The sequence below is a fragment of the Gaetbulibacter saemankumensis DSM 17032 genome (assembly GCF_000425645.1).
Taxonomy (GTDB): Bacteria; Bacteroidota; Bacteroidia; order Flavobacteriales; family Flavobacteriaceae; genus Gaetbulibacter; species Gaetbulibacter saemankumensis.
In genome coordinates this window covers 61,641-84,450 of the sequence record NZ_KE384430.1, presented here as the reverse complement: position 1 = coordinate 84,450, position 22,810 = coordinate 61,641, and the positions used below count along the sequence as shown (strand labels likewise).

Annotated in this window: 16 protein-coding genes and 1 tRNA gene; 16 read left to right on the top strand and 1 reads right to left on the bottom strand. The window is 35.5% G+C overall.

Annotated features, from left to right (window positions below; genetic code table 11):
• The first annotated feature begins 11 nt into the window (after positions 1–11).
• Together H611_RS0107085 and H611_RS0107080 are read left to right on the top strand one after the other, a co-directional pair.
• Positions 12–818: a GLPGLI family protein gene (locus H611_RS0107085; RefSeq protein ID WP_027137699.1), complete on the top strand. Its 807-nt coding sequence runs from the start codon at positions 12–14 to the stop codon at positions 816–818.
• 164 nt (positions 819–982) lie between these two features.
• Positions 983–1,067, top strand: a tRNA-Tyr gene (locus H611_RS0107080).
• A 128-nt stretch (positions 1,068–1,195) separates the two neighbouring features.
• On the opposite strand, the gene metK is transcribed toward H611_RS0107080, so the two are convergent.
• Positions 1,196–2,449, bottom strand: coding sequence for a methionine adenosyltransferase (gene metK / locus H611_RS0107075; RefSeq protein WP_027137698.1), 1,254 nt, complete (start codon positions 2,447–2,449; stop codon positions 1,196–1,198).
• 627 nt (positions 2,450–3,076) lie between these two features.
• Here metK and ilvD point away from each other — a divergent pair.
• The 14 genes from ilvD to H611_RS0107005 all read left to right on the top strand — a co-directional run bounded on the left by ilvD (position 3,077) and on the right by H611_RS0107005 (position 22,810).
• Complete coding sequence (ilvD, locus tag H611_RS0107070) at positions 3,077–4,762, top strand: dihydroxy-acid dehydratase (RefSeq protein WP_027137697.1); 1,686 nt, start codon at positions 3,077–3,079, stop codon at positions 4,760–4,762.
• 57 nt (positions 4,763–4,819) lie between these two features.
• Positions 4,820–6,553: a biosynthetic-type acetolactate synthase large subunit gene (gene ilvB / locus H611_RS0107065; RefSeq protein ID WP_027137696.1), complete on the top strand. Its 1,734-nt coding sequence runs from the start codon at positions 4,820–4,822 to the stop codon at positions 6,551–6,553.
• Positions 6,554–6,567: 14 nt separating this feature from the next.
• Complete coding sequence (ilvN, locus tag H611_RS0107060; RefSeq protein WP_027137695.1) at positions 6,568–7,101, top strand: acetolactate synthase small subunit; 534 nt, start codon at positions 6,568–6,570, stop codon at positions 7,099–7,101.
• 16 nt (positions 7,102–7,117) lie between these two features.
• Positions 7,118–8,593, top strand: a complete 1,476-nt coding sequence (gene ilvC, locus H611_RS0107055) for a ketol-acid reductoisomerase (protein WP_027137694.1) — start codon at positions 7,118–7,120, stop codon at positions 8,591–8,593.
• 12 nt (positions 8,594–8,605) lie between these two features.
• The gene (gene ilvA, locus H611_RS0107050) at positions 8,606–9,871 is read left to right on the top strand and encodes a threonine ammonia-lyase IlvA (RefSeq protein WP_027137693.1); all 1,266 of its coding nucleotides are present in this window, start codon (positions 8,606–8,608) and stop codon (positions 9,869–9,871) included.
• Positions 9,872–10,068: 197 nt separating this feature from the next.
• Positions 10,069–11,661: an NADP-dependent glyceraldehyde-3-phosphate dehydrogenase gene (locus tag H611_RS0107045; protein WP_027137692.1), complete on the top strand. Its 1,593-nt coding sequence runs from the start codon at positions 10,069–10,071 to the stop codon at positions 11,659–11,661.
• Between the two features lie 39 nt (positions 11,662–11,700).
• Positions 11,701–12,207, top strand: coding sequence for an azurin (azu, locus tag H611_RS0107040; protein ID WP_027137691.1), 507 nt, complete (start codon positions 11,701–11,703; stop codon positions 12,205–12,207).
• A gap of 370 nt (positions 12,208–12,577) precedes the next feature.
• A complete protein-coding gene (locus H611_RS14105; protein WP_084158163.1) occupies positions 12,578–16,591 on the top strand; it encodes a discoidin domain-containing protein in 4,014 nt (1,337 codons plus the stop codon).
• Complete coding sequence (locus H611_RS0107030) at positions 16,588–17,283, top strand: hypothetical protein (RefSeq protein WP_027137690.1); 696 nt, start codon at positions 16,588–16,590, stop codon at positions 17,281–17,283. Before H611_RS14105 ends, H611_RS0107030 begins: the two co-directional genes overlap by 4 nt.
• 809 nt (positions 17,284–18,092) lie before the next feature.
• The gene (locus H611_RS0107025; protein WP_027137689.1) at positions 18,093–18,722 is read left to right on the top strand and encodes a GNAT family N-acetyltransferase; all 630 of its coding nucleotides are present in this window, start codon (positions 18,093–18,095) and stop codon (positions 18,720–18,722) included.
• Positions 18,719–19,894 carry an argininosuccinate synthase gene (locus tag H611_RS0107020; RefSeq protein WP_027137688.1) on the top strand — a complete coding sequence of 392 codons (1,176 nt, stop codon included), beginning with the start codon at positions 18,719–18,721 and terminating at the stop codon, positions 19,892–19,894. Before H611_RS0107025 ends, H611_RS0107020 begins: the two co-directional genes overlap by 4 nt.
• A gap of 3 nt (positions 19,895–19,897) precedes the next feature.
• Positions 19,898–20,875, top strand: a complete 978-nt coding sequence (gene argC, locus H611_RS0107015) for an N-acetyl-gamma-glutamyl-phosphate reductase (protein WP_027137687.1) — start codon at positions 19,898–19,900, stop codon at positions 20,873–20,875.
• Between the two features lie 14 nt (positions 20,876–20,889).
• Entirely contained in the window at positions 20,890–21,684 is a 795-nt protein-coding gene (gene proC / locus H611_RS0107010) for a pyrroline-5-carboxylate reductase (RefSeq protein WP_027137686.1), read from the top strand.
• Position 21,685: 1 nt separating this feature from the next.
• Positions 21,686–22,810, top strand: a complete 1,125-nt coding sequence (locus H611_RS0107005; RefSeq protein WP_027137685.1) for an aspartate aminotransferase family protein — start codon at positions 21,686–21,688, stop codon at positions 22,808–22,810.

Genomic DNA, 22,810 nt, shown 5'->3' with positions numbered 1-22,810 from the left:
TTACAAAACTTATGCTTATTAAAATTTTAAAACAAAACATAAAATATTTATTACTCCTTTGTACTGTATTATGTTTTGCTCAGAAGGAGATTCAAGGTCAGGCATATTATGATTCAAAAACATCTTTCGATATGGAGAATTTTGGTAGAGATAATATGAGTGAGGCGAGAAAGAGAGAAATGGCGGAGAGAATGCGATCGAACTTTGAAAAATCTTTTGTATTAACCTTTAATCAAACAGAATCCATATATGCAGAAGAAGAAAAACCTAATACCTGGAGAGGTGGACGGTTTAGGATGATGTTGGAAATGACCAGTGGACCTCATTATAAAAATATTAAAGAAGAATTGTTGTTACAGGAGCAGGTGTTATTAGGTAAAAAATTTTTAATCAAGGACAGTCTGCCAAACTACAACTGGAAAATGCTTGGGGAAACCAAACAGATTGGTGATTATATGTGTTTTAAAGCGACAACTACGAAAAGTGTTCCTGCTAGAGCTTTTGGTTTTGGAAGACCATCGCGTGATAAATCCGAAGCGGAACAAACTAAAGAAATAGAAATAGTCGTGTGGTATACATTACAAGTTCCAGTGAATCAAGGGCCCGGTGATTATTGGGGCTTACCTGGCTTAATATTAGAATTAAACACAGATAGAACCACTATATTCTGTACTAAATTAATTATCAATTCTGAAGATAAGATGGCAATTGAAAGACCCTCAAAAGGAAAGGAAGTTTCAAAATCAGATTTCGAGGCTATGATGAAAGAAAAGTTAAGTGAAATGCGTAGCAATTTGAGAGAAGATCGTAGAAATTGATGAATTGTTGTTTTCTTACTAATATAGTACTGAAAACTTATACGTTTTAAAAATTGAAGTTTAGGGATAGGGTTAATTATTAAAGGGTTATCTTTTTTAACTAAAAATAGCTGAAAATTTATTTTGCAGAATAAGTAAACTATGATATATTTGCACCCGGTTTTGGGAAGATACTCAAGCGGCCAACGAGGGCAGACTGTAAATCTGCTGACTAAGTCTTCGCAGGTTCGAATCCTGCTCTTCCCACCAAAAAAGAGAAGCCTGCATAAATGCAGGCTTTTTTCATATATAGAATTAAGTATTCATAACTGGTTAAAACAAAACGCCTCATAATTTTTATGAGGCGTTTTGTTGTTATGGAATAAAATTACCTTTATTTAAAGGTCAAATGCAGCTTTTACTTTATCAACATAATCTAGTTTCTCCCATGTAAATAATTCTACATCTAGAGTAATGCTTTCTCCGTTTGGCTGACTAAATGATTTTGTTACTATTTCATTGGCTCTACCCATGTGTCCGTAAGCAGCAGTTTCACTGTAAATAGGCGCTCTTAATTTTAAACGCTCTTCGATGGCGAATGGTCGCATGTCGAATATTTCAGATACTTTTTGAGCAATTTCACCATCGGTCATATTAAAAGGACAGGTTCCATAAGTATTTATAAAAATCCCCATAGGTTCTACTACGCCAATTGCATAACTTACTTGTACTAAAACTTCATCTGCAACACCTGCCGCTACTAAGTTTTTAGCAATATGTCTTGTAGCGTAAGCAGCACTTCGGTCTACTTTACTTGGGTCTTTTCCTGAAAAAGCACCACCACCGTGAGCTCCCTTGCCCCCGTATGTGTCTACAATAATTTTACGTCCTGTTAATCCAGTATCTCCATGAGGCCCTCCGATTACAAATTTCCCGGTTGGATTAATATGGTATTTAATGTCGTCGTTAAATAAAACTTGAAGTGACTCAGGTAATTTGGCTATAACACGAGGAATCAATATAGTAATAATATCCTCTCTAATTTTGTTAAGCATTGTGTTTTCATCAGCGAAATCGTCGTGCTGAGTTGAGATAACTATAGAGTCGATGCGTTGAGGTACATTATCATCGCTATATTCTATGGTTACCTGGCTTTTAGAGTCCGGCCTTAAATAAGTAATTTCATTATTTTCACGACGTAATGCTGCCAATTCAATTAAAAGTAAGTGTGATAAATCTAAAGCGAGAGGCATAAAGTTTTCCGTTTCGTTGGTTGCATAACCAAACATCATTCCTTGGTCTCCAGCACCTTGTTCTTCTTTAGAGCCTCTGTCTACACCACGATTAATATCGTCCGACTGCTCATGAATTGCCGAAAGTACACCACATGAATTACCGTCGAACATATATTCGCCCTTGGTGTAACCAATTTTATTAATAGTATCTCTTGCTATTTTTTGAACATCTAAATAGGTGTGAGATTTAACTTCACCTGCTAGTATCACTTGTCCGGTAGTAACAAGAGTTTCACAAGCTACTTTCGATTCTTTATCGAAAGCTAAAAAGTTGTCGATTAAGGCATCACTAATTTGATCTGCTACTTTATCCGGGTGTCCTTCAGAAACACTTTCCGAAGTAAATAAATAAGCCATAATTATATGTTTTATTGCAAGATTTGACGATAACGTCGAAGGAAGTTTCCACTGCCTTTAGCATTTTTATTTATTAAAAACCTGATAATTATTGTCTTATAAGGTATTTAATAAAGAGGTTGCAATCAGTCAAATCTTTCCTCTGTTAATTTTTGCGACTGCAAAAGTAATAAAAATTAAAAGAATTGTATGCTACTTTTTATTTTTTAGATAATTAATTGGATGTTAAATTTTATTTAATAATATTTGTACCAACACAGATGAAAAAGCAAATTTTAAATACAGTTTCTATTATTATTCTTGTCATTATCGACCAAGGATAGGGAGACTATATTTATAAAAATACATTATAAAAAGGCCTTCCTAAAACGGAAGGCTTTTTTTATGGATTTTATTAAAGTTTTGAACATCATAAAAAAAGCATGTTAAATAATTGTTTTACAAGTGGTTAGGTTGTTTTTATGGGTTGTGAATTTAACCCTGAAAAATAAAAGAATTGAAGTGTAAAAACCGAAAACTATTATTTTCGATGACAATTTGAGAATTATGTGGTTTTTAATGAAAACCTTAAAAATATATTATTAAACTTAAAATATTGAGATATAGTGTAAAATATCTGTAACAAAAATGGAGGAACTTAATAAATATAGTAAAAGATTAACGCAAGATGAATCACAACCAGCATCTCAAGCCATGCTTTATGCGGTAGGATTGACAGATGAAGATATGAAAAAGGCTCAAGTGGGTATTGCAAGCACAGGTTATGATGGTAACCCATGTAATATGCATTTAAATGGTTTGGCTAGTGAGGTTAAAATTGAATGTAAAATTGCTGGTCTGGTAGGACTTGGATTTAATACAATTGGTGTTAGTGATGGTATTTCAATGGGGACTTCAGGAATGAATTATTCTTTAGCATCACGGGATATAATTGCCGATTCTATTGAGACTGTTATGAATGCTCAAAGTTACGATGCTCTTATTTCAGTGGTGGGATGTGATAAAAATATGCCTGGTGCAGTAATTGCTATGTTGAGATTAAACCGTCCTTCTATCATGATGTATGGCGGAACCATTGCTTCAGGAAACTATAAAGGAAGAAAATTAAACATTGTTTCTGCATTCGAGGCTTTAGGTCAGAAAGTTGCCGGAGAGATTGATGAAGAAGAATATCGTGAAATTATAAAAAGTGCTATACCAGGTGCTGGTGCCTGTGGTGGTATGTATACTGCTAATACGATGGCTTCAGCTATAGAATGTATGGGGTTTGCTTTGCCTTATAACTCGTCTATCCCGGCTGAGAATCCAAATAAATTATCGGAAGCAGAAAGAACAGCTGTGGCTATTAAAAATTTATTAGAATTAGATTTAAAGCCTTTGGATATAATCTCTAAAAAATCAATTGAAAATGCTATAGCTCTTGTAAATGCTCTAGGCGGATCTACCAATGCCGTACTGCACTTTTTAGCTATTGCACATGCGGCTGATATAGAATTTACTTTAGAAGATTTTCAGCGTGTAAGTGACAGAACACCTTTAATTGCCGATTTAAAACCGAGTGGAAAATACCTCATGGAAGATGTTCATGGAATTGGAGGAACACCTGCTGTAATGAAGTATTTACTGGATAACGGGTATTTGCACGGTGACTGTATGACGGTAACTGGAAAAACTTTAGCAGAAAACTTAAAAGATGTAGAGCCACTTCAATTTGAAGACGAGCAGGATGTTATTTATCCAACAGATAAGGCTTTAAAATCTTCAGGTAACTTACAAATTCTTTATGGAAACCTGGCGGAAGAAGGTGCTGTAGCTAAGATATCTGGAAAAGAGGGTTTAGTTTTTGAAGGAAAAGCAGTTGTGTATGATGGAGAACAAGCCGCTAATACAGGTATATCCAATGGTGAAGTTGAAAAGGGAGATGTGGTTGTTATTCGTTATGTAGGGCCAAAAGGAGGACCTGGAATGCCAGAAATGTTAAAACCTACGTCATTAATTATGGGGGCAGGTTTAGGAAAGTCGGTAGCTTTAATTACCGATGGTCGTTTTTCTGGTGGAACACATGGGTTTGTAGTAGGGCATATAACGCCTGAGGCACAAACCGGAGGTGCAATTGGATTAATTAAAACGGGTGATACCATTAGAATTAGTGCAGAAGATAATTCTATTAATCTCCTGGTTTCAGCGGAGGAATTAGCAGAAAGAAAAGCAGCTTGGGTTGCTCCGGAATTAAAACACAAAAAAGGAATTTTATATAAATATGCGAAATCAGTAGCATCAGCTTCAAAAGGCTGTGTAACCGATGCATTTTAATTCAAAAACATTTCATTCTCGTTAAAGCGGGAATCTCACATTTTTAAGCTGAGAATTATGGATACAGAAACGGAAAACAAAACACAAGGAGTGGCAAGTAAAACAATGCGAATTAAAGGATGCGAAGCTGTTGTAAGAAGCTTAATAGCTGAAGGAGTAGATATTCTGTATGGATATCCCGGTGGTGCTATTATGCCTGTTTATGATGAGCTTTACAAGTTTCAAAACGAAATTCATCATGTATTAACAAGGCATGAGCAAGGGGCAGCACATGCGGCTCAGGGTTATGCTCGTATTTCTGGTAAAGTGGGTGTGGCTATGGCTACTTCGGGACCTGGAGCGACTAACCTAATAACCGGTATTGCCGATGCGCAAATAGATTCAACACCCGTGGTTTGTATTACAGGTCAAGTGTTTTCTCATTTGTTAGGTAGTGATGCGTTTCAGGAAACCGATATCGTAGGTATTTCTACGCCGGTAACCAAATGGAATTGCCAAGTTACCAAAGCTTCAGAAATTCCTGGTGTTATAGCTAAAGCATTTTATATTGCTAAAAGTGGACGTCCGGGACCTGTATTAATAGATATTACAAAAGATGCACAGCAAGGTGAATTAGATTATGAATATGAACCATGCAAAGGCGTTCGTAGTTACGTGCCGATTCCTAAAACAAATCCTGATGCTGTAAAGGCAGCAGCCGATTTAATCAACGCTGCCAAAAAACCAATGATTGTTTGGGGACAAGGGGTTATTTTAGGTAAGGCTGAAGAAGAATTAAAAGCTGTTATAGAAAAAGCAGGTATTCCTTCAGCTTGGACCATTCTTGGAGCTTCCGCAATTCCGACTTCACACCCATTAAATATTGGTATGGTTGGAATGCATGGGAATTATGCACCAAATAAATTAACCAATGAATGTGATGTGTTAATTGCTATAGGTATGCGATTTGATGATCGTGTAACAGGTAAGTTAGATGTCTATGCTAAGCAAGCAAAAGTTATTCATTTTGATATTGACCCGGCAGAAATAGATAAAAACGTAAAAACAGACGTTGCCGTAATAGGAGATTCTAAAGATAGTTTAGCCCAGTTGTTACCATTGTTAAATGTAAATACTCATGAGTCTTGGTTACAAGAATTTAAAGATTTGTATGCTATCGAGTTTGAAAAGGTTATAAAACATGACTTGACTCCAACAAAGGAGGGGCTTACAATGGGCGAAGTATTGAAACAAATAAACATTGAAACCAAAGGAAATGCTGCTATCGTATCGGATGTTGGGCAGCATCAAATGATAACATGTCGTTATGCTGATTTTAATATAACGAAAAGTAATATAACTTCAGGTGGTTTAGGAACTATGGGCTTTGCTTTACCGGCAGCTATAGGTGCTAAAATGGGAGCGCCAGATCGTGAGGTGGTAGCAATAATTGGTGACGGCGGTTACCAAATGAATATTCAGGAACTTGGAACGATTTTTCAACAAAAAGTACCAGTAAAAATTGTAGTGTTAAATAACGAATTTTTAGGTATGGTACGTCAATGGCAGCAATTATTTTTCGATAAACGTTATGCCTCTACCGAAATGACCAATCCAGATTTTGTAACCATTGCAAAAGGGTATTATATTCAAGGTAAACGTGTAACCAAACGTGAGGAGTTGGCAGATGCTGTTAAAGAAATGATTGCTTCAGAAGAATCATATTTTCTAGAAGTTTGTGTTGAAAAAGAAGATAATGTATTTCCAATGGTGCCAACTGGAGCTTCAGTTTCAGATGTACGTTTAAGCTAAATATTTAGAAGAAAATGAACGAAGAAATAAAATTATATACCATATCGATATACACCGAAAATAACATTGGATTGTTAAATCGTGTATCAGCCATTTTTCAACGCAGACATATCAATATTGAAAGTTTAACAACATCACAATCCGAAATCGATGGTGTTAATCGTTTTGTAATTGTTGTAAATATAACAGAGTCTCAAGCAAAACGTATTGTAGGTCAGTTTGAAAAACAAATTGAGGTAATCAGAGCTTATTATCATACGGAAGAGGAAACTATTTTTACCGAGTCTTGTATGTTCAAAATTAAATCGGCACTCTTATTTGAAGAACCTCAAATTCAAAATATAATAAAAGATAGTAATACGCGAATCGTAACTGTAAACAAGGAGTTTTTTGTACTTGAAAAATCAGGTAGACGTAATGAAATTGAATCCTTGCGTAGAGACTTAAATGTTTACGGAATTATGCAATTTGTGCGTTCTGGACGCATTGCTGTTACTAAAGACGAAATGAAAATCACTGAAATGCTTCAGGCATTCAATAACCAATAATAACTTAAAATTAAAAATGGGAAATTATTTTAACACACTATCGTTAAGAGATAAATTAAGTCAATTATCGAAGTGTAGATTTATGGAATCTTCGGAGTTTGAAGATGGTGTTAATGCTTTAAAAGGCAAGAAAATTGTAATTGTGGGATGTGGTGCGCAAGGGCTTAACCAAGGATTAAATATGAGAGATTCTGGTTTAGATGTTTCTTATGCCTTACGTGATGCCGCTATTAAAGAAAAGCGTGCTTCTTTTGTAAATGCAACAGAAAATGGATTTACAGTTGGTACGTACAATGAGCTTATTCCTATTGCCGATTTAGTATTAAACTTAACTCCAGATAAGCAGCATACCAATGTTGTACAATCGGTAATGCCTTTAATGAAAAAAGGAGCGACATTATCATATTCTCACGGTTTTAATATTGTTGAAGAAGGAATGCAAATACGTGAAGATTTAACAGTTATTATGGTGGCGCCAAAGTCTCCAGGTTCTGAGGTTCGCGAAGAGTATAAAAGAGGTTTTGGTGTACCAACCTTAATTGCGGTTCACGAAGAGAACGATCCAGAAGGTAAAGGATGGGCACAAGCTAAAGCTTATGCTGCTGCTACAGGAGGAGACCGAGCTGGAGTGTTAGCATCGTCTTTCGTAGCTGAGGTGAAATCTGACTTAATGGGTGAGCAAACTATTTTATGTGGATTGTTACAAACAGGGTCTATTTTATGTTTCAACAAAATGGTTGAAAAGGGAATTGAGCCTGGTTATGCTTCAAAATTAATTCAGTACGGTTGGGAAACGATTACCGAAGGTCTTAAATATGGAGGTATTACTAATATGATGGATCGTTTGTCTAATCCAGCAAAAATTAAAGCCTTCGAACTTTCAGAAGAATTAAAAGATATCATGCGACCATTATTCCAAAAGCATATGGATGATATTATGGAAGGACGTTTTTCTAGCGGCATGATGGCCGACTGGGCAAATGGTGACAAAGATTTGTTAGGATGGAGAGCAGAAACAGCTGAAACCGCATTCGAAAAAACGCCTGCTGGAGATGTTGAAATTTCAGAGCAAGAGTACTACGACAATGGGGTGTTAATGGTAGCTATGGTAAGAGCTGGTGTAGAGCTTGCTTTCGAAGCTATGACCGATTCTGGTATTATCGATGCCTCTGCCTATTATGAGTCGTTACACGAAACACCACTTATTGCTAATACGATTGCAAGAAAGAAATTGTTTGAAATGAACCGCGTGATTTCTGATACAGCTGAATATGGATGTTATTTATTTGATCATGCATGTAAGCCGTTATTAGCTGATTTTATGACTAAAATAGATACAGATGTTATTGGTAAAGCTTATGCAAAAGACAATGGTAAAGGTGTAGATAATGCAAAATTAATTGAAGTTAATAAAGCTTTAAGGGAGCACCCAGTTGAAAAAGTTGGAACGTTCTTAAGAGCTTCAATGACTGCAATGAAACCAATAGTTTAAAAGAAACAAAATATGAATAAGGAAAAGATAATTTATTTTCCTAGTATTGAAGATGTTAAAGTAGCTGCTGATACCATTAAAAAGGTGTCGGCAGTTACGCCTTTAAGTCCTAGTTTAAGGTATTCAAAACAATTTGAAGCTAATATACTTTTAAAGCGTGAAGACCTTCAGCAAGTACGTTCTTATAAAATAAGAGGGGCTTACAATAAAATTAGTTCGCTTACCAAGGAACAAGCTGCGAAAGGCGTTGTTTGCGCCAGTGCTGGTAATCATGCTCAGGGTGTTGCTTTATCTTGTAAACTTTTAAAAATTAAGGGAACGATTTATATGCCTGCACCAACACCCAATCAAAAAGTTGAGCAGGTAAAAATGTTTGGAGAAGATTATATAGATATTAAGCTTTACGGCGATACCTTCGATGATGCTTATCATGCAGCCATGGAAGAGTGCGACAAAAAGGCTAAAACGTTTATTCATCCATTCAATGATGAGAAAGTAATTGAAGGACAGGCTACTATTGGATTAGAAATTTTAGAACAAACAGCGGAGCCTATCGACTATGTGTTTATAGCAATTGGTGGTGGTGGTTTAGCCGCAGGTTTGTCAACCGTTTTTAAACAGTTGTCTCCAAACACAAAAATCATTGGTGTAGAGCCTGCTGGAGCCCCCTCCATGACGGTTTCTATTGAAAACAATAAAAATACCGAGCTTGAACATATTGAAAAATTTATCGATGGCGCAGCAGTAAAACGTGTTGGTGATCTTACTTTCGAAATTTGTAAAACCAATTTAGAAGCTATGGTTACAGTGCCAGAAGGTAAAGTATGCCAGACCATTTTAGAACTGTATAATAAGGATGCTATTGTAGTAGAGCCCGCTGGCGCCTTGAGTATTTCTGCATTAGACTTTTATGCTGAAGAGATTAAAGGTAAAAATGTGGTCTGCGTGGTTAGTGGAAGTAATAACGATATTACGCGTACTGCCGAAATTAAAGAGCGCGCTTTGCTTTATGCTAATTTAAAGCATTATTTTATTGTGAAGTTTCCGCAGCGCGCAGGAGCATTAAGAGATTTTGTTGTTAATATTTTAGGTCCTAACGATGATATTACCCATTTTCAATATACCAAGAAAACAAACCGAGAAAATGGTTCGGCTGTTGTAGGTATCCAATTAAAATCTTCCGATGACTTAGAGCCATTAATTAACAGAATGAAAAGTAAAAATTTCTTTGGCGACTACTTAAATAACAAACCCGATTTATTTCAATTTTTAGTTTAATTACAAATAATAAGCTTCAAAACCCTAAAATTACAATCCGTTATTTTTTACCGAAATCGTTTTAGGGTTTCATTTTTTAAGGCCTTTTTGTTAATGAGATAGTAATACCATATTTTTAAGTGTCATCGTAGGTCATAACTCGTTTTTTGAATAAAATATAGGTACCTTAGCAAAGGTAAATCCTATATTTTTTATTTATGACAACAACTTCACTACAGATTGCTAAAGAATATAAAATAGATACATTGTTGCATCAGAGCACCTATCTGGTCAATGGAGAATTGAAAGAATGGCACGGAGAAAAAGCCGAAGTTTATTCTACGATTTCATCAACAGAAACCTATAAACCAACCTTATTAGGAACCATACCCCAATTAGGAGAATCTGAAGCGCTTGAGGCACTTGATTCTGCTACGTCTGCGTATGATAATGGAAAAGGCTTGTGGCCAACCATGAAAGTAGCCGACCGTATTGCTTGTATGGAGACATTTGTAGAACAGATGAAAACCAAACGGGCTCAGGTTGTTAAATTATTAATGTGGGAAATTGGTAAAAACTTACCGGATTCAGAAAAGGAATTTGATAGAACAGTAGACTATATTTACGATACCATTGAAGCCTACAAACAAATAGATAGAAGTTCTGCTAAATTTGAAAAAAATTCAGGAGTATATGCCCATATTCGTCGTGGTCCTTTAGGAGTAGTCCTTTGTCTGGGGCCTTATAATTATCCTCTAAATGAGACCTTTGCCTTGCTGATTCCCGCATTAATAATGGGAAATCCAGTTATATTTAAGCCTGCTAAGCATGGGGTACTATTATTGTCTCCCCTATTAGATGCTTTTCAAAGTAGTTTCCCTGAGGGAGTTGTTAATATTTTATATGGTCGTGGACGTGTGTTAGCTACACCAATTATGAAATCGGGGAAAGTGGATGTGCTTTCGCTAATTGGAAATAGTAAATCAGCTAATGCTTTACAAGCTGAGCATCCAAAAGGGAATAGATTGCGATTAGTATTAGGTTTAGAAGCTAAAAACCCAGCTATTGTCTTGCCGGATGCAGATTTAGATTTAGCTGTAGAAGAATGTATTGCTGGTACATTATCGTTCAATGGACAGCGCTGTACGGCTTTAAAAGTATTATATGTGCACGAATCGATTGTAGAGGAGTTTAACAGACGATTTGCTTATAAGGTTGATCAATTAAAATTCGGAAACCCTTGGGAAGAAGGTGTGAAGTTAACGCCTCTGCCGGAAGTAGATAAGCCAGGGTATATACAGGAATTGATTAGTGATGCTCAAGAAAAAGGTGCAAATATTATTAATAAAAAAGGTGGGGAGACAACGGAGAATTTTATCTTTCCTGCGGTATTATATCCAGTAAGTAAAGATATGCGTGTGTTTACCGAAGAGCAGTTTGGCCCTGTTGTACCCGTATTATCATTTTCGGATATTGAAGAACCTTTAGATGATATGGCCGAATCTAATTACGGACAGCAAGTCAGTTTATTTGGTAAAAATGTACAGACTTTAGCACCTCTTATTGATACGTTAGTTAATTTAGTATGCAGGGTGAATCTCAATAGCTCATGCCAAAGAGGGCCAGATGTTTATCCATTTACAGGGAGAAAAGATTCTGCTTTTGGTACCTTGAGTGTACATGATGCCTTACGCTCATTTTCGATTAGAACTTTTGTTGCTTCCAAAGATAATGAATATAATAATGCTATTTTAACGGAACTATTAGAGAAGAAAACTTCAAATTTTATAAGTACAGATTATATTTTATAAACCTTTTCGTTAAATTTATAAGAATTTAAATTGATAATTATGAAGGTTTTAAAATATTTTATACTAATCTTTTCTGTGTTATGCTTTGTTTCATGTGGAAGTAAAGAGAAAAAGAATGAAGGATTTACTTATGAGAAAAAAACAGAGTCAGTAGTTAAGGAAGTTGCAGGTAATTCTAACGATGTTGTTATAACAGGTAATGATGCCATGCAATTTAATAAAAAGGAAATACGAGTTGATGCCGGTAAGAAGGTTAAAATAACGCTAAGACACATTGGGAAAATGGATAAGAACGTTATGGGGCATAATTTTGTTATTTTAAAAAAAGGTGTCGATTTGGTACAATTCGCAAATAAGGCTGCTACAGCGCGCGAATCAGACTATATTCCGGAAGGAGGTGATCAAGTTATAGTCCATACCAAGTTAATTGGAGGTGGAGAAACGGTCGTTATTGAATTTGATGCCCCGGAAAGTGGGACTTACGATTTTTTATGTAGTTTTCCCGGGCATTATGCCTTAATGAAAGGGAAGTTTATAGTGGAATAAGTATTAGTTTTAAGATGTAAATGCCCTAAAAATATTAGTTTTTGGGGCTTTTTTTTTGAGTAGATTAGACACTGAATTGTACTCTGTTATCATAAAAGTCATATTTCTGATGTCAATGAATGAAAGCCTGAATTTTATTAGCAAAAAAACGGTTTTTAACTATCTAGTTTATTGGCTTATCATTTATTCATGAATATATACCAAAGAATCTCCCTATTAAGCCTAATATCTCCCATGTTTTTTCATTAGATACCTAATAACTTTGTGAAGTTGGAAAAAGAATTTATTTAAATTTTTAGTGGAGTACGTACATACGGCGCATTAATTATTTGTTCTTGACACGCTAATTAATTTATAACATTAAAAATTAATGAAACTACTTAAGTATTTTACGTGTTTTATATTATTGGTGCAAGTTAAAGTGTTATGTGCACAGCAACAGTACACACCTTACGACGATTTGCCAGGTATAATTAAAATCTATAAACCTTTATTTGACGAAAAATTTCCTGAATGGGCTAAAAAGCTCTACGAATATCCAATCAACTATTTTGAAATAGAAAAAGGGTTTGATGACTATACTGTTATCCACGGTAAGCAAAGGAGTCCTATAATTCGCTATTATAAAATTTGGAGACAGGTAGTGGCTCCTTATATTGATGGTCAAGGTGAAATTGTTTTACCTGATTTTGATGAATTAGCTACAGAGCAAAACACTCTGGGAAAAACGTCTAGTGTTAGTAAAGTGGCTGATGCTTCTAATTCTAACTGGACATTTTTAGGTCCAAAACAAACCTTTTTACTAAATAATGGCTCTATGGACATCCCGGGAGTGGCACCCTGGCAAGTGAATGTATATAGCTTGGCGGTTGCCCCTTCGAATACAGATATTATATATGCGGGAACAGAAACAGGGTATCTTAATAAATCAGTTGATAAGGGACAAAATTGGACCTTAATGGCACCAGATTATCAGTTAAGAGCAATCCCTGCCATAGCCGTACATCCTACCAACCCGAATATAGTTTATATGTCTAGTAGGAGTAAAATTCATAAATCAATAGATGGAGGGGATACGTGGAGTGTCGTACTCATTGATGCTCAAGCTAACCAGATTATTATAGATCCTACTAATCCTAGTAAGGTGATAGCTTCAACAAATAAAGGTATTTACACGAGTACTAACGATGGTGTTAATTGGAGTAATAATGCAACAGGTAAGTTTTATGATGTAGAGTTTAAACCAGGGGATACCAATATTGTATACGGGTTGAAACAAAATGCTACAGGTAAATTTGATGCAATTATATCTTTAGATGGCGGAATTACCTTTACAGCTTTACCTAATTTTCCAAACCAGTTTAATGATAAAGGAGGAGGCTTACTTGCAGTAACACCAAATAATCCAAACATAATCTATACAACCTTACTTAGTGATGATAATACACCACAGTTATATAAAGGAACTAATAATAATGGAAACTGGTCTTGGAGTAAGGTAATAGATTGTAATACCAGCACTTTTAAATATACTAATTGGCAGGGGTATTTTGATTTAGTATTGGAGGTTAACCCCAATAATGAAAATGAGTTTTTTGTAGGAACCAGAACGCTATTTAAGACAGTTGATGGAGGTGCTAGTTTTGTTAATGTAGGTGGGCATAATGGGCGTTTTCGACTTCATCCTGATATTCAAGATGTAAAATGGCTAAATGATGGTTCTGTTTGGGTGTCAACTGATGGTGGCGTTAGCTATTCGACCGATGCTTTTGAAAACGATTTTCAACCTTTAATAAATAACCTGATAGGTTCAAATATGTGGGGTTTCGATCAGGGATGGAATGAAGATATTGTTGTAGGCGGGAGATACCATAACGGTAATACGGCGATAGCTGATTTTTATGGTGATAAGGCCTTACGTATGGGTGGAGCCGAATCACCTACAGGCTGGGTGCTGCAAGGGAAAAGTAGACATGTTGCGTTTAACGATTTAGGTAAGGGATGGATACTACCCAAAACAGCAGAAGAAAAAGCAGAAGGGCGTTTTGTCTTTACCAAGTACCCTAATATGTTTGAATATGGAGGAAACCGAGGGAGTCTAGTGCATCATCCAAATTATTATGAAATTATATTTTTGGGAGAAGGCAATGATCTATGGATGAGTACCGATATGGGAGCTACTTTTGAGTCACTTCATACGTTTTCAGGAAGTGTTATGGGGGTTTCTATTAGTGTAACAAATCCTAATGTGATGTATGTTGATGTAAAAAAAAGTGGTTTATATAAAAGTATCGATCAAGGTTTAACATGGACGCATAAACCAGCCTTAAGCAGTTCGACTAACGGAGGAAGTGTAATGAATGGTAGAACAAGTTTGGTTGTTTCTCCATATAACGAAAATACTATTTACGCCTGTTATTCTAATGGCGGTTCGACGGCAAATAAAGGTTTAGTGTTCAAATCGACCGATGGAGGAGATACTTGGGTTAATATTGCTGGAGGTCTCGATCTTTTCAGCAAATGTTTGGCTATACAGCCTACCAGCACAGGAAATGATCTCATCTATTTATTTACAACCCGAAAACAAGAAACTGGAGCCAGTATATTTTATAAAAGATCAGATATGACCAGTTGGAGCTTGTTTGAAAACAACTATCCTAAAAATTTCGGTGTTAATACGGCTGTTCCTTTTTATCGTGACGGCAAAATTAGGGTCGCTGGTAATGCTGGTGTATGGGAATCACCAATTCAGGAAGAATTTGAGCCTATTGTTAATCCATGGGTGCAGAAGAAAGAGTTTGATTGCATGTCCGATACTTTGTATTTCGACGATCACTCTATTTTAAAACATAGTGGTGCTACTTGGAAATGGAATATATCTCCAGCTCCACAATATATTAGCGATGTAAATATTAGAAACCCTAAAGTGGTTTTAGGAAACCCTGGATCCTATGATGTTACTTTAACAGTTACTCAAAACGGAATCGATTATGTGAAAACAATAATCGGTATGGTTACTACCACAACGTGTCCTTCTATATATGACTGTAATAATCCTGCAGAGTTGCCAAAAAATGAATGGTCCTTATTATATGTGGACAGCGAAGAAGTTAATAATTATCCAGGATTAGGTGCAATGGCATTTGATGGTGACCCAAGTACCCGCTGGCATACTAGATGGAGTACAGGATATGATCCTTATCCTCATGAAATTCAGATAGATTTAGGTGGTGTTTATAGTTTGAGTAAATTTTCATATTTACCAAGACAAGGCCAGGAGAATGGAAGAATTAATGAATATGAAATTTATTTCAGTACAGACAAATCGAATTGGGGAGATCCTTATTTTACAGGAGTCTTTGAGAATTCTGCGGCACTTCAGAGTTTAGACTTTTCTACGCCAAAAGTCGCTAGGTACATGAGAATTAGGGCTTTGTCTGAGGTTAGTGGAAGGGCAGTGGCAGCTATAGCAGAAGTTACGCTAGTTGGATGCGTTTACGACAACTGTCCAAATGTTGATAATCCGGATCAAGCCGATTTTGATAATGATGGCTTGGGTGATGCCTGTGATGATGACGATGATAATGATGGTGTTTTGGATGTCGACGATTTGTGTCCGGAAACGCCCTTTGGTAGGTTTGTTAACGATAACGGGTGTGAGTTATTTAATTTACCTGCTAATAATTTTACATTAAAAACCGTTACAGAAACCTGTAAGAATAATAACGATGGGCAAATTATTTTAAGTGCTTTGGAAAATTATAATTATCAGGTTACATTACAAGGGAACAATAATCAAACAAATTATGCTTTCAATCAACAATTAACAATAGATAATTTAAGTGCAGGAGTGTATCAATTATGCATTACGGTAGAGAATGAGAGTAGTTTTCAGAGATGTTATGATATAACGGTAAAAGAGCCTTTAGATTTGGCTGTACTTGCTAAATACAATACTAAATCACAAAAATTAGATCTGTCATTGTTTAATGGTAATGTTTACAATATCTCTCTTAATGGGGAGACAATAAATACTTCCGAAAGTAAAGTCTCTTTAAATTTAAAATCAGGTATTAATCTTATAAGAGTAACAACAGATAAAGATTGTCAGGGGCTGTTTGAAAAAACAATTATGCTTAATGATGATATATTGGTGCATCCTAATCCTTTTGTTGATAATTTGTATATAACCTTAGGAGGAGAAGATGTAAGTGGGGCCTATGTAAAAATGTATGATGCCACTGGTAAAAGTGTGTTAGTTCGTGTTTTACCAGTAGTTAATCAACAAGTTGTAGTAGATGCTTCCTTCTTGGATGCCGGGGTGTATTACCTTAGCTTAAAAACAGCTACTATGGAGCGAAATTTTAAAGTTATAAAACAATGAAGAAGATAATATATATATACAGTTTTGTCTTATTGTTGATATCGTGTAGTTCAGGAGGCGATTCACCAGAAGCCAAAGTTTCTAACCCTGAAATGGCTGTTTTAGTGTTTCCGGAAAATAGTTCTGAATGCACCGAAGGTCAAATTATAAATTCAGAGATGAGTACGGTAACCTTTAAATGGGCTAGCGCCAATTTTACCGATAGCTACGATGTAAATGTTAAAAATCTCAATTCACAAATTACAAAAATATACACCACAACAAGTACGTCTTTAAGTGTTGATATTGAAAGAGGGATGCCTTTTTCCTGGTTTGTTATTTCAAAATCTAAAAAATCAAACACGGTAGCAAAGAGTGAAATTTGGAATTTTTATAATGCCGGAGAAGGCGTAACCAAATATGTGCCTTTTCCAGCAGAAGTAATTGAGCCTTTAATTGGATCGGAAGTAACGGCATTAGGTGGTTTTGTCTCATTAAAGTGGTCGTCCAGTGATGTGGATAATGATATTGCAAGTTATACTGTTTATTTTGGAGAAACAACAACGCCTGAAATATATCAAAGTGACATTACATCCAATCAACTGGATAATATTAGTGTTTCCTCTGGAAAGGGTTATTATTGGAAAGTGAAAACTACTGATGAAGAAGGAAATGCATCTATGTCTGAAGTGTTTAGCTTTAAGGTTAAGTAGTTGTAAACTCCAAGCTGTAATCACACTGTTGAATCTATTGCTGTGTTCATTTTTTTAATTTTATTTTATGAGGTCTACTCGTGTTTTTTAGGTCATAAAGTAACTAAGTGTGGCTTTTAATTATGTCTGGAATCTGTATTTAAGGAGTTATTTGCTCATCTACTAGAATCCACTTAGTATAAATGCATGATGTCATGTATTATTTATAGGATATAGCATGATTTTTAAGGGTTAATTTAGTTCGGCTGTTGGGTCGATTCAGGCACTATTGCAGTGGTTTGGTGCTAAGTGTTTTGTAAATAGCTTGTACCATAGCTCTCTTTTTAGTAATCAAAAAAATTAAAAGATAGTTATGGCTATATTTTAGAAAAAAAATGAGGTAAAACTGATTTTTTTAAAACAAAACCTAATAAAAAAAGAGATTTTAATAATTTTTTAGAAAAATTAATTCCTTGGTTACCAATATATAAAATAAAGCTTTAGCTTTACATTATGAAATTAATAGAAAATAAAATACGTTGTACAATACCCGGTTTACCTGTGCGCAGTCGCCGCCGCTCATAATCTTATCTTAGAAGCAAAACCAATAACGTAATTTTAATTTTTTTCATAGTGTCCAAAATATCATTTATAGCATTTCAAATATTAGTTAGTTGTTTAATTAACAAACGCTTTTTTGGTTATATATTCCCACGTCGCCCGTAGGGGTGTTGTATTAATATATTAGAACCAGGTGTGTCCGGTTCAGGAATCCGAAAAACCTAGAATTAAATAAAGTACTAACTTTAAAATATAGATTTTTAATTATAATGAAAGTTGTAATTGCCGATAGTTCACATTTTAAATATGCAGAAATCATTTGCGAGACAATTGCAGATTCAGCAGCTGTTCGTGGAACTGGTATTGCGCGTCGTACTCCTGAGTATATCATAAAGAAAATGACTAATAGTAATGCGGTTATAGCCCTAGATGGTGATAAGTTTGCAGGTTTTTGTTATATAGAATTGTGGGGGCATGGCAAGTTTGTGGCCAATTCAGGACTTATTGTACACCCAGACTATAGAGGTGTAGGTCTGGCAAAAAAAATTAAACATAAGGTGTTTAAGCATTCTAGAGCTAAATTTCCAGATGCTAAAGTATTTAGTATTACTACAGGATTGGCAGTAATGAAAATGAATAGTGATTTGGGGTATAAACCGGTACCATTTTCAGAATTAACAGACGATAGCACCTTCTGGGATGGCTGTCAGACTTGTAAGAATTACGATGTTTTAACACGAACCAATAGGAAAATGTGTTTGTGTACAGGTATGTTATTCGATCCTAAGGCTAAAAAAAATAAGAAAGAATCAAAAAAAATAAAAGAAAAGGTTTTTAATAGATTAAAACACATTAAGGAAACCATGTTCTTGAAAAAAAATAAAAATAATAAATCATGAAAAAATTAGTAATTGCCTATAGCGGCGGATTGGACACTTCATATTGTGCGGTTAGTTTATCAAAAGAATACGAAGTACATGCAGCGAGTGTCAATACAGGAGGTTTCACCAAAGCGGAAATAGAAAAGATTGAAGCGAATGCCTATAAGATGGGAGTTACCAGTTATAAGAATATTGATGCGGTAGCTACTTTCTATCAAAAGGTGGTGAAGTATTTAATATTTGGAAATGTTTTAAAAAATAATACCTATCCATTATCTGTAAGTGCCGAACGTATTGTACAGGCAATTGAAATTATTGAGTATGCAAAAAGCATTGGGGCCGAATATATAGCTCATGGTAGTACAGGAGCAGGAAACGATCAGGTGCGTTTCGATATGATTTTTCAAACTTTGGCCCCTGAGATAGAAATCATTACCCCAATTCGAGACGAAAAACTTACCAGACAGCAGGAGATTGATTATCTTAAGGAAAATGGTATCGATATGTCTTGGGAAAAAGCCAAGTATTCTATCAATAAGGGATTATGGGGAACCAGTGTAGGAGGGTCAGAAACATTAACTTCTGATAAGCCTTTACCTAGTGAAGCATATCCATCGCAATTAAAACATGCTGAAGATGAAAAAGTAAAGCTAACTTTTGAAAAAGGTGAACTTGTTGCGGTAAATGGCTTTGAAAATGAGCCACAAATTAATATTGAAGTTTTAAATAATCTGGCTTCTGCTTATGCCATTGGTAGAGATATTCACGTTGGAGATACCATTGTAGGTATTAAAGGGCGTGTTGGTTTTGAAGCGGCTGCCGCATTAATTACTATTAAGGCACATCATTTATTAGAGAAACATACGCTTACCAAATGGCAATTACAGCATAAAGATTATTTAGCAAGTTTCTATGGTATGCATTTACACGAAGGGCAGTATTTAGACCCGGTAATGCGCGATATGGAAGCGTTCTTTGAAAGTAGTCAGGATAAAGTCAGTGGTGATGTTTTTGTAACACTTAAACCATATCATTTTAATTTAGATGGCATTAGTTCAGAACACGATTTAATGAGTGCTAAATTCGGTAGTTATGGGGAAGAAAACAAAGGCTGGACAGCCGAAGAGGCAAAGGGATTTATTAAAATCTTCGGAAATCAGAACAAAATATATCAACAGGTAAATTCGTAAATTATGATTCATGTAGGTATTATTGGTGGTGCAGGTTATACGGCAGGAGAGCTTATTAGATTGTTGATAAACCATCCAGAAACCGAAATTAATTTTGTGTACAGCACATCAAATGCTGGGAATAAAATTAGTAAAGTGCATCAGGATTTGGTGGGTAGTTTAGATTTGGAGTTTACCGATACCGTAAACCCAGATATAGATGTGCTATTTCTATGTTTAGGACATGGGAATTCTGTGAAATTTTTATCGGCAAATACGTTTTCTGAAAACACAAAAATTATCGATTTGGGGAATGATTTCAGATTAGAAGCAGATAAGGTCTTCGATGGTAAAACTTTTGTTTATGGTTTGCCGGAATTACAAAGAGAATTGATTAAATCGGCCAATTATATTGCCAATCCAGGGTGTTTTGCAACCGCAATTCAATTAGCTTTGTTGCCATTAGCCGATAAAGGTTTATTGAATTCTGATGTACATATTAATGCGGTTACTGGAGCGACTGGGGCAGGAACGTCGTTATCTGCAACAACGCATTATACCTGGCGAGATAATAATTTTTCGTATTACAAGCCATTTACCCATCAGCATTTGGGAGAAATAAATCAGTCAGTAAAACAATTGCAAGACGAATTCAATTCAGACATACTTTTTATGCCAAACCGTGGTAATTTTTCAAGAGGTATTTTTGCAACCCTTTACACCGATTTTGATGGTGACATCGAAGAGGCTAAAGCTATTTATAATACTTATTATGCAGATGCTGAATTTACGTTTGTTTCCGACGATTTTTTACATTTAAAGCAAGTGGTAAATACTAATAAATGTTTAGTCCATTTACATAAGCATAAAGGAAAATTACTTATTACGAGTATAATAGATAACCTGTTAAAAGGAGCTTCGGGTCAGGCCGTACAGAATATGAATTTAATGTTCCGCTTTGAAGAAACTACAGGTTTAAATTTAAAGGCCACATATTTTTAACCAACTAACGAATTATGAAAATAGCCATAATAGGAACTGGAAATCTTGGGAGCTCAATAGCTAAAGGTCTTATTAAGAATAATACGTTCACTTCATTGTATTTAAGTGATAAGAATACGACTAATGTCGATGATTATAACACTTTGGAAAACGTAACTGTAACTAACGATAATTTATTAGCGGTACAGGAATCTGAGATGGTTATTTTCGCGCTTCAACCAAAACATATCGATAAAGTTTTAGAGAGTGTAACCTCGTTAATTACCGAAAAACATATAGTTATTTCGGTGGCGGCTGGAGTTGAAATTCCTAGAATAGAAAACATCGTAGGCAGCGACAAAAATATTATTCGCGTAATGCCAAATACAGCTATTTCTATTGGTAAGTCAATGACTTGCATAGCTGCTAACGATAAAGCACAGGGTAAAGTGTCTTTAGCTCAAGATATATTTAACCAATTAGGAACAACATTAGTAATTCCAGAAGAGTTAATTCAGGCTTCAACGGTTATTTGTGCCAGTGGAATTGCCTTTTGGATGCGCTTAGTACGTGCAACGACTCAAGGAGCGATACAGTTAGGATTTGAAGCCCATGAAGCTCATAAACTTGCTGTGCAGACTTGTTATGGAGCAGCTAGTTTGCTTATTGAAACAGGTAAGCATCCTGAGCAGGAAATAGATCGTGTAACTACTCCAAGTGGTTGTACCATTGAAGGATTGAATGCTATGGAGCACCAAGGGTTAAGTTCGGCTTTAATTCAGGGTATTGTAGCGTCTTTCGAAAAAATTAATCATCTTAAAAAGAGTTAAAATGCCATTATTTGACGTATATCCATTGTATAATGTAACACCGGTTTCCGCGAAAGGTATTCATGTGTACGATGAAAATAATATAGAATACCTTGATCTTTATGGTGGACACGCCGTAATTTCTATTGGACATGCCCATCCGAATTATGTTGAAGCGGTAAGCAATCAAGTTGCTAAATTAGGTTTTTACTCGAATGCTATTCAAAACCCATTACAGGTGGAATTGGCTAATAAACTAGAAGCGCTTTCAGGGTGTAAAGATTATAATTTATTTTTATGTAACTCGGGTGCTGAAGCTAACGAAAATGCCTTAAAACTGGCGTCTTTCAAGACCGGTAAGAAGCGTGTTGTGGCTTTTAAAAATGGATTTCACGGACGCACATCGGCAGCCGTTGCAGCAACCGATAACCCCAATATTATTGCGCCTATTAATGCCCAGCAAGCCGTAACTATTTTAGAACTTAATGATATTGAAGGCGTAAAAGTGGAACTTGCAAAAGGAGATGTTTGTGCGGTTATTGTAGAGTTTATTCAAGGTGTTGGTGGTTTAGATCAAGCGACAGCAGAATTTTTTGAACAAGTGGATGTTTTCTGTAAAGCCAATAACACCATGTTTATTGCCGATGAGGTACAATCGGGTTATGGACGTTCAGGTAAGTTTTTTGCTTTTCAGCATTATAATGTGACCCCTGACGTTATTTCAATAGCAAAAGGAATGGGGAATGGGTTTCCTATAGGAGGTATCTTAATTCATCCAAGTATTGAAGCAAAATATGGGATGCTTGGTACAACCTTTGGTGGAAATCATTTAGCTTGTGCTGCCGGATTAGCAGTGTTAAATACCATAGAAATGGAAAATATAATAGAAAATGTAAATTCTGTTTCGGATTATTTTATTTCAAAAGCGAAAAGCATTCCACAGATAAAAAATATTAAAGGACGAGGCTTAATGCTGGGATTGGAATTCGACTTCGAAGTTGGAAATCTGAGAAAGAAATTAATTTACGACCATCATATTTTTACCGGTGGTGCTTCAAATAAAAAGTTATTACGAATCTTACCACCTTTAAATATTGAAAAGGTGCATGTGGATCAGTTTTTTGAAGCTTTACAAAAAGTATTATAA

Excerpts from the sequence above, each read along its gene's own strand:
- ilvA (WP_027137693.1), top strand. The coding sequence starts at position 8,606 with ATGAATAAGGAAAAGATAATTTATTTTCCTAGTATTGAAGATGTTAAA.
- azu (WP_027137691.1), top strand. The coding sequence starts at position 11,701 with ATGAAGGTTTTAAAATATTTTATACTAATCTTTTCTGTGTTATGCTTT.
- H611_RS0107045 (WP_027137692.1), top strand. The coding sequence starts at position 10,069 with ATGACAACAACTTCACTACAGATTGCTAAAGAATATAAAATAGATACA.
- ilvB (WP_027137696.1), top strand. The coding sequence starts at position 4,820 with ATGGATACAGAAACGGAAAACAAAACACAAGGAGTGGCAAGTAAAACA.
- ilvC (WP_027137694.1), top strand. The coding sequence starts at position 7,118 with ATGGGAAATTATTTTAACACACTATCGTTAAGAGATAAATTAAGTCAA.
- ilvD (WP_027137697.1), top strand. The coding sequence starts at position 3,077 with ATGGAGGAACTTAATAAATATAGTAAAAGATTAACGCAAGATGAATCA.
- H611_RS0107005 (WP_027137685.1), top strand. The coding sequence starts at position 21,686 with ATGCCATTATTTGACGTATATCCATTGTATAATGTAACACCGGTTTCC.
- metK (WP_027137698.1), bottom strand. The coding sequence starts at position 2,449 with ATGGCTTATTTATTTACTTCGGAAAGTGTTTCTGAAGGACACCCGGAT.
- H611_RS0107085 (WP_027137699.1), top strand. The coding sequence starts at position 12 with ATGCTTATTAAAATTTTAAAACAAAACATAAAATATTTATTACTCCTT.
- H611_RS0107020 (WP_027137688.1), top strand. The coding sequence starts at position 18,719 with ATGAAAAAATTAGTAATTGCCTATAGCGGCGGATTGGACACTTCATAT.
- H611_RS0107030 (WP_027137690.1), top strand. The coding sequence starts at position 16,588 with ATGAAGAAGATAATATATATATACAGTTTTGTCTTATTGTTGATATCG.
- argC (WP_027137687.1), top strand. The coding sequence starts at position 19,898 with ATGATTCATGTAGGTATTATTGGTGGTGCAGGTTATACGGCAGGAGAG.
- proC (WP_027137686.1), top strand. The coding sequence starts at position 20,890 with ATGAAAATAGCCATAATAGGAACTGGAAATCTTGGGAGCTCAATAGCT.
- H611_RS14105 (WP_084158163.1), top strand. The coding sequence starts at position 12,578 with ATGAAACTACTTAAGTATTTTACGTGTTTTATATTATTGGTGCAAGTT.
- ilvN (WP_027137695.1), top strand. The coding sequence starts at position 6,568 with ATGAACGAAGAAATAAAATTATATACCATATCGATATACACCGAAAAT.
- H611_RS0107025 (WP_027137689.1), top strand. The coding sequence starts at position 18,093 with ATGAAAGTTGTAATTGCCGATAGTTCACATTTTAAATATGCAGAAATC.